8 protein-coding genes are annotated in these 14,559 nt (G+C 63.9%); 1 reads left to right on the forward strand and 7 read right to left on the reverse strand.

The window, feature by feature from the left end; translation table 11 throughout:
• Positions 1–142: 142 nt before the first annotated feature.
• Positions 143–1,438, reverse strand: a complete 1,296-nt coding sequence (locus tag ACF8EA_RS01045) for an MFS transporter (protein ID WP_021785674.1) — start codon at positions 1,436–1,438, stop codon at positions 143–145.
• Positions 1,439–1,865: 427 nt separating this feature from the next.
• Between ACF8EA_RS01045 and ACF8EA_RS01050 the strand changes: the two genes are divergently transcribed.
• Positions 1,866–2,741: an AEC family transporter gene (locus ACF8EA_RS01050; RefSeq protein WP_021785675.1), complete on the forward strand. Its 876-nt coding sequence runs from the start codon at positions 1,866–1,868 to the stop codon at positions 2,739–2,741.
• Positions 2,742–2,819: 78 nt separating this feature from the next.
• On the opposite strand, the gene ACF8EA_RS01055 is transcribed toward ACF8EA_RS01050, so the two are convergent.
• The 6 genes from ACF8EA_RS01055 to ACF8EA_RS01080 form a co-directional block, all read right to left on the reverse strand.
• A complete protein-coding gene (locus ACF8EA_RS01055; protein WP_392520971.1) occupies positions 2,820–5,336 on the reverse strand; it encodes an excinuclease ABC subunit A in 2,517 nt (838 codons plus the stop codon).
• 167 nt (positions 5,337–5,503) lie between these two features.
• On the reverse strand, positions 5,504–6,589 hold the full coding sequence (gene tssA, locus ACF8EA_RS01060; protein ID WP_392520972.1) for a type VI secretion system protein TssA: 1,086 nt from the start codon (positions 6,587–6,589) through the stop codon (positions 5,504–5,506).
• Between the two features lie 95 nt (positions 6,590–6,684).
• Entirely contained in the window at positions 6,685–7,203 is a 519-nt protein-coding gene (locus ACF8EA_RS01065) for a type VI secretion system tube protein Hcp (RefSeq protein ID WP_012052417.1), read from the reverse strand.
• Between the two features lie 143 nt (positions 7,204–7,346).
• Positions 7,347–9,842: a type VI secretion system membrane subunit TssM gene (tssM, locus tag ACF8EA_RS01070; protein WP_392520973.1), complete on the reverse strand. Its 2,496-nt coding sequence runs from the start codon at positions 9,840–9,842 to the stop codon at positions 7,347–7,349.
• Complete coding sequence (tagF, locus tag ACF8EA_RS01075; RefSeq protein WP_103469040.1) at positions 9,839–10,747, reverse strand: type VI secretion system-associated protein TagF; 909 nt, start codon at positions 10,745–10,747, stop codon at positions 9,839–9,841. The genes tssM and tagF overlap by 4 nt, the downstream gene beginning before the upstream one ends.
• On the reverse strand, positions 10,744–14,547 hold the full coding sequence (locus ACF8EA_RS01080) for a type VI secretion protein IcmF/TssM N-terminal domain-containing protein (RefSeq protein WP_392520974.1): 3,804 nt from the start codon (positions 14,545–14,547) through the stop codon (positions 10,744–10,746). Before ACF8EA_RS01080 ends, tagF begins: the two co-directional genes overlap by 4 nt.
• Between the last annotated feature and the right edge of the window lie 12 nt (positions 14,548–14,559).

The following is a 14,559-nucleotide window of genomic DNA, read 5'->3' on the forward strand; positions in this document are numbered from 1 at the left end:
GGGGTGCCTTCTGGGCGACGAGTGGCAATTTCTGGGGGCTGTATATCCCTGTCACACCCAAGGCCGCCCGCAGAAGGAAATGTAATCTTCTGTGGGAACGGCCTGGTACCGCGATTGGGCCGCAGTGCGGCCCCTGCAATCATCAGGATGCTGAGTGCTGTGCGGGCGCCGGGGTTTCGACTGGCTCCAGCGGCGGATGCTCCTGCGCTGCATGCATCAGGTCTTCGGTCACCCGCAGCTCGGCGCCAGTTGGCGAGAAGGTGGTCGACGCGGTGAACGGGGCAGGGTGCTCTGCTGCCGGGCGTTTGCCACGGCGCCACATGAAGAAGCACACCATGGTCAGGTTGACCACGGCAAACGCCCAGAACAACCCGGCCTCACCAAACTCGGTCATCATCGGTGAAATGGCCACCGGGGCCATGGCCGAACCCAGCGAGTTGATCAGTAGCAGGCCCTGAATCATCGGTACCAGCGCATCGGAAGGCGCGCGGTCGGCCGCATGGCTGACCGCCACCGGGTACAGCGTGAACACGCCGCCACCCAACAGGAACAGCATGGCCGGCAGCAGGAACGAGTCCGATGGCAGGAACACCGTTACAAGCGACAGGACAACGCACAACGCGGCAAGCGCGAGCAGCACATCGAGGCGGTCCTTGCGGTCGGACCAGCGCCCGACCGGGTATTGCAGCAGCATCGCGCCGAGGATGACCCAGGCCATCATGTTGCCAACTTCACCCACCTCCAGGCCGATGCGCTGCAAGTACAGTGGCAGCAGCGCATAGATGCCGGCAATCGCCACGCCCGAGCCGAAGCAGCCGACCAGGCCCGACGGTGCCACGCCCAGTAACTGGCGGGGCTTGAGGGGTTCGACCTGGTCCAGCAGCGGCGACACCCGCGGCAGGATCACGATCGGTAGCACCGACAGGGCGGCCAGCACGCCGGCCAGCATGAACGGGGCGGTATCGCCTAGCTGGGTGATTTCGCCAAGGCCGGCCTGGGCGATTACCCCGGCGCCGTAGAAGGCGATCATGTACAGCGCCAGCAGGCGGCCACGAATCTTTGCGTCACCGGCCAGCAGCAGCCAGCTCTCGATCACCAGAAACACGCCGACTGCCGCCCAGCCATTGATCAGGCGCAGCACCGACCACCAGGTGACCTCGTAGAACAACCCTTGCAGCAGGATGGTGACGGCAATCAGCGAGGCGAAGCTGGTATAGGCGCGGATGTGGCCAATGCGCAGGATCAGCCGGTCGTTGAAGATGGCACCGAGGGTCAGGCCGATGAAGTAGGTCGACGAGACGATACCGATGGTGGTGGCAGACTCACCGGCGGCGCCCAGGCGCAGGGTGGTCAGGGAAGACATGAAGCCGTTGCCCAGGGCGATGATGAACAGCCCGAGCAGGGGCGCCAGCGCCATGGCCAGCAAACGCGGAGACATACGTACCTCTAGTTGGATGAGCGGAATGAGCACCTTCTCGGCGCGCACACCGGCTCGACCCGGCAAGGGGCGAGTGGTGACACGGATGCGACCTGGGCAAGACTCAACCGCTGGGCGTTATGGGAGATGGGCCGGGCGGGGAGGGTTGAGCCTACTTCACATGTGCGTTCATGTGTTCAGGCGCTGACTCTGTCATTGCTGCTGGTTGCCACCGTTCAAGGCGACGGGCGAAAAGGAAGCGGGATTCTACGGGCTTGGACGCTTTTGCCAAGGGGTATGGGTGTGCGACGAGACGCCGCAGTCTCAGCGCGACATGAACATGTCTTCCACAGACATTTCAGATGGCTGCTCCTGCGTGCGGTGAGATCGGCACGGCAATCTTGCAGAGTGCTGCATAATGCTGACCCCCCCACCAAGGAAGGCCTCCATGTTCGCGTCGCTGTTCGCAGTCCTGGCTCCGGTTTTCATCGTCGCCGGAATTGGCTTTGCCTGGGCCCGCAAGGGCCTGGATTACCCCACCGATTTCATCGCCCGGGTGGTGATGACCGTCGGCACACCTTCGCTGGTGCTGTCCACCCTCAGTCGTACCGAGCTGAACCCGAATGCCTTTACCAGCATGGCCGTGGCCTGCTTGCTGTGCACCTTGGGGATGGCCTTGGCCGCTTTGCTGGTGTGTCGCGCGTCGGGCATGCACTGGCGGGTACTGCTACCGGCGTTCATGTTCCCTAATACAGGCAACATGGGCCTGCCGATCAGTCTGTATGCCTTCGGTGAGCATGGCCTGGCCCTGGCTGTGGCGTTTTTCCTGACCCTGTCCATCGTGCAGTTCACCATCGGCATGGCCATTTCCGGCACGGCGGCTTCGCTCAAGGCGCTGCTGCGCAACCCTATCGTCATCAGCCTGGCCGGTGCCATGCCCATCATCTTTCTCGATTTCGAACTGCCGCGTTGGCTGGCCAACACCGTAGACCTGCTGGGCGGCATGACCATCCCGCTCATGCTGCTGACCTTGGGGGTATCACTGGCCAGCATTCGCCTGCGTCACGTGGGCAGCGGCATGTTGCTGGGCGGTTTGCGCATTGGCCTGGGCGCTGCGGTGGGCTGGGCAGTGGGCGCGGTATTGGATATGGACAGCCTGGAGCGTGCGGTGCTGGTGGTGCAGTCGGCGATGCCGGTGGCCGTGTTCAACTACCTGATGGCGGTGCGGGCCAACCGTGAGCCAGAGCAGGTGGCGAACCTGGTGATGTGTTCTACGGTGCTGTCGTTTGCCTGGTTGCCGGTGGTGCTGGCCTGGTGGATGTAGGCCATTGGCAACGACAGCAATTTCCGTTGAGTCAATGCGCGCTAGCCGGCGGCCCAGCAACCTGGCAATGCGCAGGGGTCACAAGGCCTTGGCCAGAAACGCCGCCGTGCGGCTGTTGGTACATGCCGCCACCACCTGCGGCGTGCCACTGACCACCACCTTGCCCCCGGCATCGCCAGCCCCCGGCCCGATATCGATCACCCAGTCGCTCTGCGCCACCACTCGCATGTCATGCTCGACCACCACCACGCTATGCCCGCTTTCTACCAGGCGGTTCAGCTGTACCAGCAGCCGGTCGATGTCCTGCGGGTGCAAGCCGTTGGTGGGTTCATCCAGCACATACAGGGTTGCCCCGCGGGCCATGCGCTGCAGTTCGGTCGCCAGCTTGATGCGCTGCGCTTCGCCACCGGACAGCTCGGTGGCTGGCTGGCCCAGACGCAAGTAGCCCAGGCCGATATCCTGTAGCACTTGCAGGCAACGGCGTGCAGGCGGTTGTTCGGCAAAAACCTGCAGGGCCTGGTCGACGGTCAACTGCAGCACTTGCGCGATGTTCATGCCTTGCCAGCTCACCGCCAGGGTTTCGGGGTTGTAGCGGGCACCCTGGCAGGTCGGGCAGGGCGCATACACGCTGGGCATGAACAGCAGCTCGACGCTGACGAAACCCTCACCCTCGCAGTTGGCGCACCGGCCCTTGGCAACGTTGAACGAAAAGCGCCCGGCGTCGAAGCCCTGTGCCTTGGCCTGCTCGGTAGCCGCGAACAGTTTGCGCACGTGGTCGAACAGGCCAGTGTAGGTGGCCAGGTTGGAGCGCGGCGTGCGGCCGATCGGCTTCTGGTCAACTTGCACCAGCCGCTTGATGCTGCCAAGCCCGGCGCTTACGTGGCCGCTGCTGGTCTGTTCAGGTTCATCTTCCAGGCTTTGCGCTTCGGGCTCGCTACGTTGCTCGGCATGGCCCAGGTGTGCCCCTACCAGTTCCAGCAGGGCCTGGCTGACCAGGCTGGATTTACCCGAGCCGGAAATACCGGTAACGGCGGTAAAGCAGCCCAGCGGAAATGCGGCGCTCAGGTTATCGAGGTTATTGCGGGTGATGCCTTCAAGCTTCAGCCAGTCGCGGGCCTGGCGGGGGGCGCGTGTGGCCTGTACCGGGGCATTGAACAGGTAGGTGCGGGTGCATGACTGTTGCACCTCGGCCAGGCCGGCAGGCGGCCCGCTGTAGAGGATGGTGCCACCGTGCTCGCCGGCAGCTGGCCCTACATCCACCAGCCAGTCGGCGCGGTGCATGGTGTCCAGGTCATGCTCCACCACATACACCGAGTTGCCAGCCTGTTTCAGGCGCTGCAAGGCTTCGAACAGCGCTTCACTGTCAGCCGGGTGCAAGCCGGCCGACGGCTCGTCGAGCACGTAGACCACCCCGAACAGCTGCGAATTCAGCTGCGTGGCCAGGCGCAGGCGTTGCAGTTCACCGGAAGACAAGGTTGGGGTGCTGCGCTCCAGGGCCAGGTAACCAAGGCCGAGGTCAAGCAGCGTGTCAATGCGTTCGAGCAGCTCGTTGGCGATGCGTTGGGCCGCCAGGCGTTTTTCCAGTGTCAGTTCGTCCTGCTGCTGGGTCAGGTAGTCAGCTGCCGCCACCTTGCGGAACACCTCGGCCAGCGCCTGCAACGACAGGTGCGACAGTTCGGCGATGTCCAGCCCGGCGAAGGTCACGGCCAGCGCTTCGCGCTTCAGGCGTTTGCCTTGGCACAGCGGGCAAGGGCTGGGGCGCATGTACTGGGCCACACGCTTGCGCATCTGCGCGCTCTGCGAGTGCATGAAGGTATGCAGCACGTAACGTCGGGCACCCATGAACGTGCCTTGATAGCTGGGCTCCAGTTTGCGCTTGAGGGCTTCGCGGGTCTGCGCCGGGGTCAGGCCGGCATACACGGGGGCGGTGGGCGTCTCTTCAGTGAACAGGATCCAGTCGCGCTGTGCCTGGGGCAGGTCGCGCCAAGGGATATCGACGTCATAGCCCAGCGTGACCAGGATGTCGCGCAGGTTTTGCCCTTGCCAGGCCATTGGCCACGCTGCTACCGCACGCTCACGGATGGTCAGCGAAGGGTCGGGGACCATGGTCGCTTCGGTCACCTCGTAGACACGCCCCAGGCCATGGCATTGCGGGCAAGCGCCCTGGGGCGTGTTCGGAGAAAAGTCTTCGGCGTACAGCATCGCTTGCCCGGCCGGGTAATGGCCTGCGCGGGAGTAAAGCATGCGGATCGAACTGGACAAGGTGGTCACGCTACCCACCGAGGAGCGTGCACTCGGCGTGCCGCGTTGCTGCTGCAGGGCCACCGCCGGCGGCAAGCCATCGATGGCATCGACATCCGGCACGCCAACCTGGTCGATCAGGCGCCGGGCATAGGGCGCCACCGATTCGAAATAGCGGCGCTGGGCTTCGGCATACAGCGTGGAGAACGCCAACGAGGACTTGCCCGAGCCGGACACGCCGGTGAACACCACCAAGGCATCGCGGGGGATATCGACATCAATGTTCTTCAGGTTGTGCTCGCGGGCGCCACGGACGCGGATGAAACCGCTTGGGGTGGTTGGGCTTGGTGGCATGAAGCAGTCCTTGTCTGAAGCTGAGCAGGGCGCTCAAGTTAACAGCAATTGCAGCGCCCTTGCGTGGGCAACAGTCAAGGGACCTGCCCGATGGAGCCGGTGGGGGGGCAGGGAGCCGGCTGTCTTCGCCTTACCTGACGTTCGTCTCAAGGCTTTTATTGCAGACCCTAGCGGGTGCCCAGCACATCGCGGATGTTGTCCACCACGTTGTTGTCCTTGATCACGTCACTCAACCAGCCTTCCAACGGCATGTTGCCCCACTTGATCGCACGTTCGATCAGGTAGGGTACCGGGCTTTGCGGTTCGCTCTGTTTGAAGTACTGGGCGATGCCCGCAAGCATGGTGAATGCCTCGTCGCGGGTCAGCGGGGTTGTGCGCAGGGCTGCAGGCGCGGTCGTCGGGGGCGTGGCATTCATCGGTTCACCTGCTTCGTGGAGGTTGGCGCCCGTGGCCTGTGGCTGTGCTTCCTCCGGGATGGCGGGGTGTAGCTCTACGCCGCGGTCCTTGAGCAGTTTTTCCGCCAGCTGGCTGGCACGCGAAAGCATGTCGGCAAGGCTGGCAAAGCTGGGCGCCTCGTGGCCGAACAGGCGGTCGGCGCTGGCCTGCAGGCGTTTGCATGCATTCAGGCTGGTAGCGATCTGCTGGGCCTTGGCGCGCAGGTAATCGGTATCGGTAAGCGCTACCGAACGCTGGAAGATCTCGGCGTTGATCTTGCCTTCGTTCAGCGCTGTCTGCATCGCCTTGGGGTTTTGCAAGGCGAGGTTTTCTACATGGCGTGATTCGTCATAGCGCAACACGCCAAAATTCTGCCCCTGGATAATGGGCAAGCCACCGGCAATGTCGGTGAGCGTGGTCTTCAACCAGGACAGTCGCGCCGCGCGCTCGTCCAGGCCGTCTTCGAGGGTGGGGTACAGCGTTTCCCAGAACGCAACCAGGAGCTTTTCGGTCAGTTCGAGGCCAAAGGTGATGCCTTCGAAGTGTTCACGCTGGGCCAGCCCCTCGCAGAGCCAGGCCACCAGCATCAGGTCTTTGCTTTGCTGCGCAAGCCCTTGAGCCGACAGGTTGATCACCTGCTCCCAGTCGGCAGTCTTCAGGTCGGTTTGCCAGTCGCCCTGGGTCAGGTAGTCAGGGTCCGCCCGGCGTGCCTCCTTGATCTGGTCGAACAAGGCAGAGAAGCTCAAGTCTTCGCCACTGCCACCCTCGATAGGGGCGACCAGTGTGGCCAGCGAGAGGTCATTGAGAATTTCAGGCATAGAACACTCTGGACATGGCTAATGAACAGCGCGCCGGAAAACCCGGCGAGCTGCGGAACACAGGCCGCCGAAGCGGCCCATGGTCTGGCACGTGCTTAGGCAAACACTTTGTTCGCGGTGCGGTCCCAGCCACCGACGATGTTGCCGCCGGCCTGGCCGTCGGTGCGGTTCTGCTGGGTGTAGGTGGTCTTGATGCGGGCAAAGTTGAAGCTGATTTCTTCAACCGGCAGGTCGCTGACCGCCTTGTCTTCACCATTCTGGTTGCCACCGGCAACAAACTTGACCGAAGAGACCACCACTTCTTCCATGTCGATGGTCAGGTAGGTGACCTTGTCGCCACCGGCGCGGTTCACGTTCAGCTTCAGCTTGGCAATGTGCTTGCCGGTGCAGCAGTGTTCGAACAGTTTGGCCGATGCCTTGTCGACTGCCTTGCGGATCTTGAAGTCGCTCAGGGCAACGCGCTCGGAGGACGCACCGCCCGAGGAGCTGGCGGTTGCCGACGTAGCCTGGGTGGCGCCGTACTCGTAGCCCAGCACTTCGATCCAGTCCTTGTGTTTTTCATCCAGTACTTCGCCTGGGATGCCGTCGATTTGGATATACGCGTCAAATGCCATTGTGAAACTCTCCATTAACAACATGTAAAGGGTTGCTCATGCGCCCCTTGGTTTTGACCTCGCCGGGCGCGCCGGCAGAGGTAGCTTGCCGCCGCCCGGGCCTCATCCTGTGAGGCCCCGGCGACCGGTTATTGCGGCGTGGCTCAGTTAAGCCCACGCACTTCGATTTCCACCCGGCGGTTGGGCTCCAGGCACTTGATCAACTGCGTTCGCGGTTGTTGCATGTCGCAGTTGACCAACGGTTTGCGGCTGCCTTCGCCCTGCGCGACCATCAGTTCGGCAGGTACGCCCTTGCCAACCAGATAGGTGCGGATGGTTTGTGCCCGTTGTTTCGAAACCTGCAGGTTGCCCTGCCTGTCACCCAGTTGGTCGGCGTGCCCCGAGATGATGATCTTGCCGATATTCGGGGTGTTCAGCAGCTTGCTGGCAATTGCGCTCAGCTGACTCTGGCCTTCGTTTTTCAGGCTCTGGAAGTCGGCGCGGCCGAAGGCGAACAAGGTGTCGGATTCCAGCGTGATGGTCTCGATCGCACGCAGTGACTGGGCCCGCAGGCTGTCGATGTAGTTGCGCGAACTGGACATCAGGAAGGCGTTGTCGAGGATGCGCGGTACATCTGGCTCACGGATCTGGTCGCTATAGAACGTGATCTGGCGGCTGGCATACAGGTAGTCCTGGTTACCGCCGGCCTCGCTGCCGGCGGCGGCCATGCTCTTGCCGGTATGACGGGCGATGGCCGGGTACCAGTAGTCCGGCAGGTGCGCCTTGAGAAACGCCGGGTCGGCATGCTCGCGCTGGCCCGGAGAAAGCATCACGTAAGTGTCCAGGGCCGCCTTTCCGAAATTGGCGATCGACTGGGCGCGGTTGTCATGGGGCAGCGCCTCGGCCTCTACGCTGTCAATGCCGCTCACTGGCTGCAGCTCACGGGTGTTGCGCTGGTAGACCTTGAGCGTGGTCAGCAGGTACAGGGTGCGGGTCAGATTATCGGCCGTGGGCTTTAGCATCACATTCTGCAAGGTGGCGAAGTAGCGGTCGCGCAGCAGCGGCTCGACCCCATGGCCCTGGTACAGGCCCAGGCGCATGCTGAGGGGCACGCCCTTTGCGTGGTGTTGCTCATGGTAGTGAGCAGCCCAGAAGCGCAAGCGGTCGAGGCTTCGCCAGGCGGTGTACTGGCCGCTGGCCGCCTGGTCGTCGGCCTTGGCCTGGGCCAGTTCGCTGGCAATGCTGGCCAGGGTGGCGCGGTTGTTCAGGTACGACCAGCCCCACAGGCTGCACAGCACCAGTGCCGCCAGGCCGGCGGCGCCCACCCAACCGGCCTTGCGTCGGCGTTCACGGTGGTTGCTGGTGTACAGCGCCACCAAATGCTGGTCGGGAATGATCACTTTGCGGAACAGGCTGTTGATGAACAGCGGCGCCGCCTGGCTGCCGGCAGTGCCCGTGCCTTCTGCGTGTTCAAGCGCGAAGCGTTCGGCCACATGCTGGCCGTGGCAGCCCCACTGAGTTTCGTCGGCCTGCAACGCTGCGGTGAAATAGAAGCCGCGCAGCATTTCGGCATTCTGGTAAGGGTTGGCGCGCAGCAGGCTGTCGACGAACTGATGCAGGCGCGGCTTGAGCGCGGCCAGCTCGAGCGGGAAGCGGTAGGCTGCGTTGTTCTGCCGAGTGACTTGTATGTCCTGCTGCACCAGCTGCTGGCTCGCCATCTGCCCCCAGTAACAGGTCAGCTCGTCCATCGCATTGCCGAAGCGCTGGCCCCAGTCGGCTTGCTCGAAACCCTTGTGAGAGAAGGTTTTACCCATCACTTCACCACGCGCGGCATCGTCCAGCTGGCGATAGAACGCGGTGAAACCAGGGATCAGGTCGCACTTGGTGAAAACCAGGTAGATTGGCAGGCGCACTTCTAGCAGCGCGCAGCTTTCCTGAATGCGTTCGCGCAGGCGCTTGGCCACGCGTTCCTGCTCTTCGACCGGGCCATGCAGGATATCGGCGATGCTGACGCTGACGATCAAACCGTTGAGCGGGCGGCGCTGGCGGTGCTGGCGCAGCAGTTGCAAAAAGCCGCGCCACTTGCCGGCTTCTTCGGGGCTGTTCATGTAGCGTCCGGCAGTGTCCAGCAGTACCGCCTCAGAGCTGAAGAACCAGTCGCAGTTGCGCGTGCCGCCCAGGCCCGCGACCCGCGCGCCTTCGCGCTCGGCATAGGGGAAGTTCAGGCCTGACTGCAGGATCATCGTGCTCTTGCCGGCGGCCGGCTGGCCAATGACCAGGTACCAGGGCAGGGCATACAGTGCATCCTTGGTCGAGGTACCGCGCGGCTTGTTGCTGTGCAGCCGCTCGATGCCCTGTAGCAGGCGCTCGCGCAACAGGCTGATCTCTTCCCGGTCGGCTGGGGCTGCACTGAGTACGGCCTGGTCGGCGTCGTCGCGCAGCAGGCCTTCAAGGTTGTGGTGCTGACCCACTCCGCGGTACAGCAGCAGTACATAGCCCGCCGACAGCAGCAGAAACACGCCGATGCCGGCCAGCAGGCTGTGCAGCGAGGCGAAGCCGAAGGCTCGGCCGATGGCCCAGACCAGGAAGATCGCCAGGAAGAACGCCACGCCCAGCAGGTAGGGTTGGTAGCGCAGGCAGTAGTACTTGAGCTTGTTCATACAGGCGTCGCATCCAGTGCATCGACGAACTGGTCGATGACATGTTCAAGGGGGCGGTCGTAATCGTGCAGCCGAGGCACCATCGTCAGTGGGCTGAGCAACTCCAGGTGCTGGCGCGGGTCGGCACAGCCACTGAGCAGGCGGTAGGCACAGTTGGCGTGGCGCGCCGGGAAGCAGTACAGCTGCGGGTGCATGAAGTCGTCGGCCAACAGGCTCACCGCCGGCAACTCTCGGTGCCCGCTCATGCGGCTCAGCCAGGTCAGCCAGAGATCGGCCGTGGGGTTTTTAAGGCCACGTTCGGCCGGCAACGGCAATTCGATGCCGCCTGCAAAGTCGCCCTGCAGCGAAGCACGGCCGAGCTGCAGGTGGGCGAGGGCAGTGGCGCTGTCGAAACCTGGCCAGGACCCGTGCAGTGCGCGGGCCACATCCGCGAAGCTGAAATCATGCAGGAACTTGGCGTGCACCCGGCGGAACAGGTCCAGATCCTGGCCCTGCAGCGGGCGCAAGGCCTTGATCCGTTCGAACAGGCTGGTGCAGTCGGCGCCTTGCACAGCCTGGTGCAGCATTGGTTTGATCTGTGCGCTGAACAGCTCGCCAAGCGTGAACGGGTTGACCAGTACACTGCTGTCTTCGAGCTTGAGCAGCTGGAAGATGAAGAACGGGTAGCGCCGCTGGCTGGCATCGCGCGAGCTGAGCAGGCCACCCAGTAGCCAGTTGCCGTTGCGTGCGCGGTAGGTGAAAAAACACATCGGCAGCGCGTCGAACAACGCTTGCCAGTCATCGCGGTAGCGCATGGCTGCCAGCGATGACTGCAACCAGGCGTCGAACTCGCAGACTTCTTCCGCCGCCCCATGAAGGCTGACGAAATCTGCGCTCGACGGTAGCTTGCCGAAGCAACCGATCATTGCGCCCCCCTGCTGTTGAGGGCGCTCAGGGCCTTGACGTCAGCCAGATCGGTCAGCTTGACCCCGCCGAAATTGCGCACGATAAGGCTTACGCGGCCATTGGCGGTGTTCCAGCTGAAACGTTGCTGAATGCCGTCCAGGTCGTCGACGCGAGCGCTCTCGTTCATGCGCAGCAGGCCCCAGCGCCCCGGGAAGTCGAACACGGTGACCCGTGTGCCGCTCAGGGTGACGACGTCAAGGCGCGCGCCCGGCGCGTTGCTGGTGCCCGGCCAGGCGAAGCGGTTCCAACTGCTGCGGCCGTTGCGGTAGTGCTGCTCCTGGCCATCGAGGGTGAAGACGATGTCGGTGAAGTTGGCTGAAGGCTCCAGCATGATTTCGAAGCCGTTGTCACGGTCCGACAGGCTGGCGATCACCTGGCCCACGGAGCTGGCCTTGTCGATGCTGTTGAGCATGCCAGGGTTGACCAGTGCCGGCCCCTTGCTATCGCCCACGCCCAATCCTTCACCGCCGGCCAGATTGCCGATTTCGTTGCGCTTGAAGGCCGGCAGCAGGCCGCTGTCGGGATCCACGAAGCGCTGCAGGTCTTTCACCGAAGCCTCGTTGCGGCTGCTGCCGGCAATCGGGTAACGGTGTGCCATGACCTGCTCCCAGGGCTTGGCGATCTGCTGCGCCCAGGCCTTGGCGATCTGCTGGCCGGCCGGGTCGCGCAGGGTCGCCCAGGCATACTGGATGGGCAGGCTGAACAGCCCCTGCAGCGAGCGTGACAGGCCATCCTGGCTGGTGTCGACGCTGCTCTCCACGTAGTTGCGCACGGTGGTGATCTCGCTCGGCTGGCCTTCCAGGGTCTCGCTGATCAACTGTTTGCTGCTCTTGCCCACATCCTGCGAGCGCTGGATGTTGTTCAGGCGCACCTTGAGTTTGCGCAAGGCGGCCAGGTAGCGGTCCATGATGGTGCTGTCGGCGCCTTCGGCGTTGTTCTCGGCGAACACTCGCGCCACCGGCTCGAAGCGCTTGGCCAGGCTACCGTCGTCCACCGCCGGCAGGGCCGGGGCAACGTTGGCGGGTAGGGTGTCGTTAGCGTCGAACAGACCGGTGACCTTGCTCCAGAAACCATCGTCGCGGGTGGTGCCGGGGGCCGGGATGGCTTGCTTGAGCGGCAGGTCCCACTGGGTATTGTCGTTGACCGCCTGCAGCAGGTTCTTCACTGGCGAGTTCTGCACGTCGCTCAGCAGCCCCAATTGCCGGGTCGCCGAAGCCAGGTCGGCGAAGTGGCGCACGCCAACGCTGCTGACCATCTTGTACCAGGCCTGGGTGTAGTCGCGCTTGTAGCGGGTCATGAACTCGCGTACGAAGTTGGCCTTCTGCACGATGGCATCGCCGCCTTCGCCGTCCAGCACCCAGTCCGACTCGTTGCGCAGGTTGCCCGACACCAGCTTGATCAGCTCGGGCTTGACGAAGGTGTCCCAGCCCTGGCGGGTGTAGATCGCCGGCACGCCAGCGGTTCCATACAGCAGCGCGCGGCCCGGTTGCGGGACCAGGTCGTTGAGGTTCAGCGCCGGGAACTGTCGGCTCGACTCGAGCTGCAGGCGCAGGTACTCGCGGTCGACCAGCGAGCTGGAGATCATGAACGACTTGAGGTTCTGCCGGGTTTCGTTGATCAGCTGTTCGTTGCGCGGCAACGACGGCGCTTGGCCCTGCTCCAGCAACTGCACGTACAGCGGGGCATTTTCCGCGATCACGCCAGCGTCGGCCGGGGTGCCTTCGGCGGCGGCGCTGGCCCAGGCCTGGGGCAGGCTGGCAGCGACGAAGGCCGGGTCTGGATGGGCCTTGGGCTCGGTCAGCAACAGGTACAGCTTGAGGGTGTTGTAGGCCTCGATGATCGAGGCCACCTGCTGCTCGTCCAGGCGCCCGAGCATTTCTTCGGACAGTGACAGCCCACCGGTGGCGGCGGACAGCTCGGCGCCATCGCTGGCAGTGGCCAGGTTGACCTTGGCGGCATAGGCGCCAGCGCGGGTGTTGCCCAGCGCGGCCTGGGCCCTGGCCGCAATGGCAGGGGCAAGCGGCTTGCCATTGCGCTTTTTCGGCTGCGGGGCCGGGGTGAATTCCAGCTCCTGATTGATACCGTTGGCGAAGGTGTTGAACGCCCGCATCTGCACTTGCAGGTTGCGTGCGATCGGTTCCAGCGCCTGGCTGCGCAGCTGCGCCAGATAGGCGCTGCGGGTCACCTGGTGAATCGCCTCGCCCTGGTACAGGCCGCCACCCAGCTGCAGGGGTACACCCTGCAGGCGATGGGCCTCGACGTTGGCCATCTGTTCACGCAGCACTTCCAGGCCCTTGCCTGCGGCCAGCTGCTGCTCGCGGTCTGCTGCCTGCTCGATGTGCGCCAGCTGCCCGCGCAGGTTGTCCAGCCACTGGCGGTTATTGGCGAACGACAGCGCTTGCCAACCGATGAACAGCAACCCGGTGGCGGCGGCCAGGCCCAGTAGCAGCGGGCTGAACGCAGCCTGGCGGCCCAGGCGCGACTGGTAAAGGATCAGGTCGCGGTCGGGGAAGATCACCTGGCGGAAGGTGTCGGTGATGAAGTAGCTGCGGTTGCCCAGGGGCTTGTCGACGTGACCGGCCTGCTCATCGTAGGCGGCCTGCAGGGCGAATTCGTCGGCGACGACATCTTCATAGACCTGCCCCAGCTGCTGCCCGGTCTGCAGTGCACTGGTGAAGTACAGGCCACGTAGCAGCAGCGGGGCACCGCCGCGATGGCCGCGGGTGAAGTGGTCGAGGAATTGCTCGAGCACACCGCTGAGGGCGGCGAAGTACTGCGGGAAATTCAGCAAGGTGCTGTCGGCTTCGGCACCTAGGGCGATCATCTGCGCGTCGACGTGCTGGCGAATATGAGCCTGCAGCTTCTTCAGGCGTGTCTGCAGCACGGCGTGCAGGCCGTTGGTGCGGATTTCCGAAAGCCCAAAGGTCATGCCCAGCGGCTGTTGGCGATCGTGCAGGTCGAGGCCGTCGAACGCCTGGCTAAAGCCCGGCAACTGGTCGGTCTTGCTCAGCATCAGGTAAACCGGGGGGTTGGCATCGAGGCATTCGGCGTATTCTTCCACCCGTGCCACCAGCTGGGCCGCCAGGGCATTGCGCTCGTCGCTGTTGGCCGCCAGCAGTTCGGGCAGGCTGACCACCAGGACCAGGCCATTGATCGCCGCTTTGCCACGCTGCTTACGCAGCATGCGCAGAAAGGCCGAGAATTCGCTGGCCGACTGGTCGTCGCGCAGGTAGCGCCCGGCGGTGTCGATCATCACGGCGTCGGGGCTGAAGTACCAGTCGCAGTGCTGGGTGCCGCTTTCACTGTCGTTGGCGGTAGCGATGCTGGCCGACAGGCCGGAATGGGTCAGCAGCGAGGTCTTGCCGGCCGCCGACATGCCGACCACCAGGTACCAGGGCAGGTCGGACAGGGCCGCCTTGCCGCCGCCACCCGCGGAGCGGTCGGTGCGCAGCATGGCGATGGCGTGCTTCAGGCGCTCACGCAGCACCTGCTGGTCACGGAACTCGCCAGTGGCATTCCACGAGCGGTCGACCTCGATCTGCAGCAGGTTCTCCAGGTTGTGTTCGGCGCGAATGCGCTGGTATTGACGCAGCACGATTACCAGCAGGAAGCAGGCACTGATGATCGCCAGCGCTTCAGGCACGTGATGACGCAGCCACGGCACCAGCGGCGCGGCCAGCCAGCAAATCAACAGGCTAGCCAGCCACAGCAATGGCAGCAGCACCCAGAAACTTTTCAACAGACGCAGTAATGTTTTCATGTCTTCCTGACT

Origin of the sequence: Pseudomonas sp. YQ_5 (assembly GCF_043103305.1) — a bacterium.
Taxonomy (GTDB): Bacteria; Pseudomonadota; Gammaproteobacteria; order Pseudomonadales; family Pseudomonadaceae; genus Aquipseudomonas; species Aquipseudomonas putida_Y.

Coding starts and splice junctions, on each gene's coding strand:
- ACF8EA_RS01045 (WP_021785674.1), bottom strand. CDS start 1,438: ATGTCTCCGCGTTTGCTGGCCATGGCGCTGGCGCCCCTGCTCGGGCTG.
- ACF8EA_RS01050 (WP_021785675.1), top strand. CDS start 1,866: ATGTTCGCGTCGCTGTTCGCAGTCCTGGCTCCGGTTTTCATCGTCGCC.
- ACF8EA_RS01055 (WP_392520971.1), bottom strand. CDS start 5,336: ATGCCACCAAGCCCAACCACCCCAAGCGGTTTCATCCGCGTCCGTGGC.
- tssA (WP_392520972.1), bottom strand. CDS start 6,589: ATGCCTGAAATTCTCAATGACCTCTCGCTGGCCACACTGGTCGCCCCT.
- ACF8EA_RS01065 (WP_012052417.1), bottom strand. CDS start 7,203: ATGGCATTTGACGCGTATATCCAAATCGACGGCATCCCAGGCGAAGTA.
- tssM (WP_392520973.1), bottom strand. CDS start 9,842: ATGAACAAGCTCAAGTACTACTGCCTGCGCTACCAACCCTACCTGCTG.
- tagF (WP_103469040.1), bottom strand. CDS start 10,747: ATGATCGGTTGCTTCGGCAAGCTACCGTCGAGCGCAGATTTCGTCAGC.
- ACF8EA_RS01080 (WP_392520974.1), bottom strand. CDS start 14,547: ATGAAAACATTACTGCGTCTGTTGAAAAGTTTCTGGGTGCTGCTGCCA.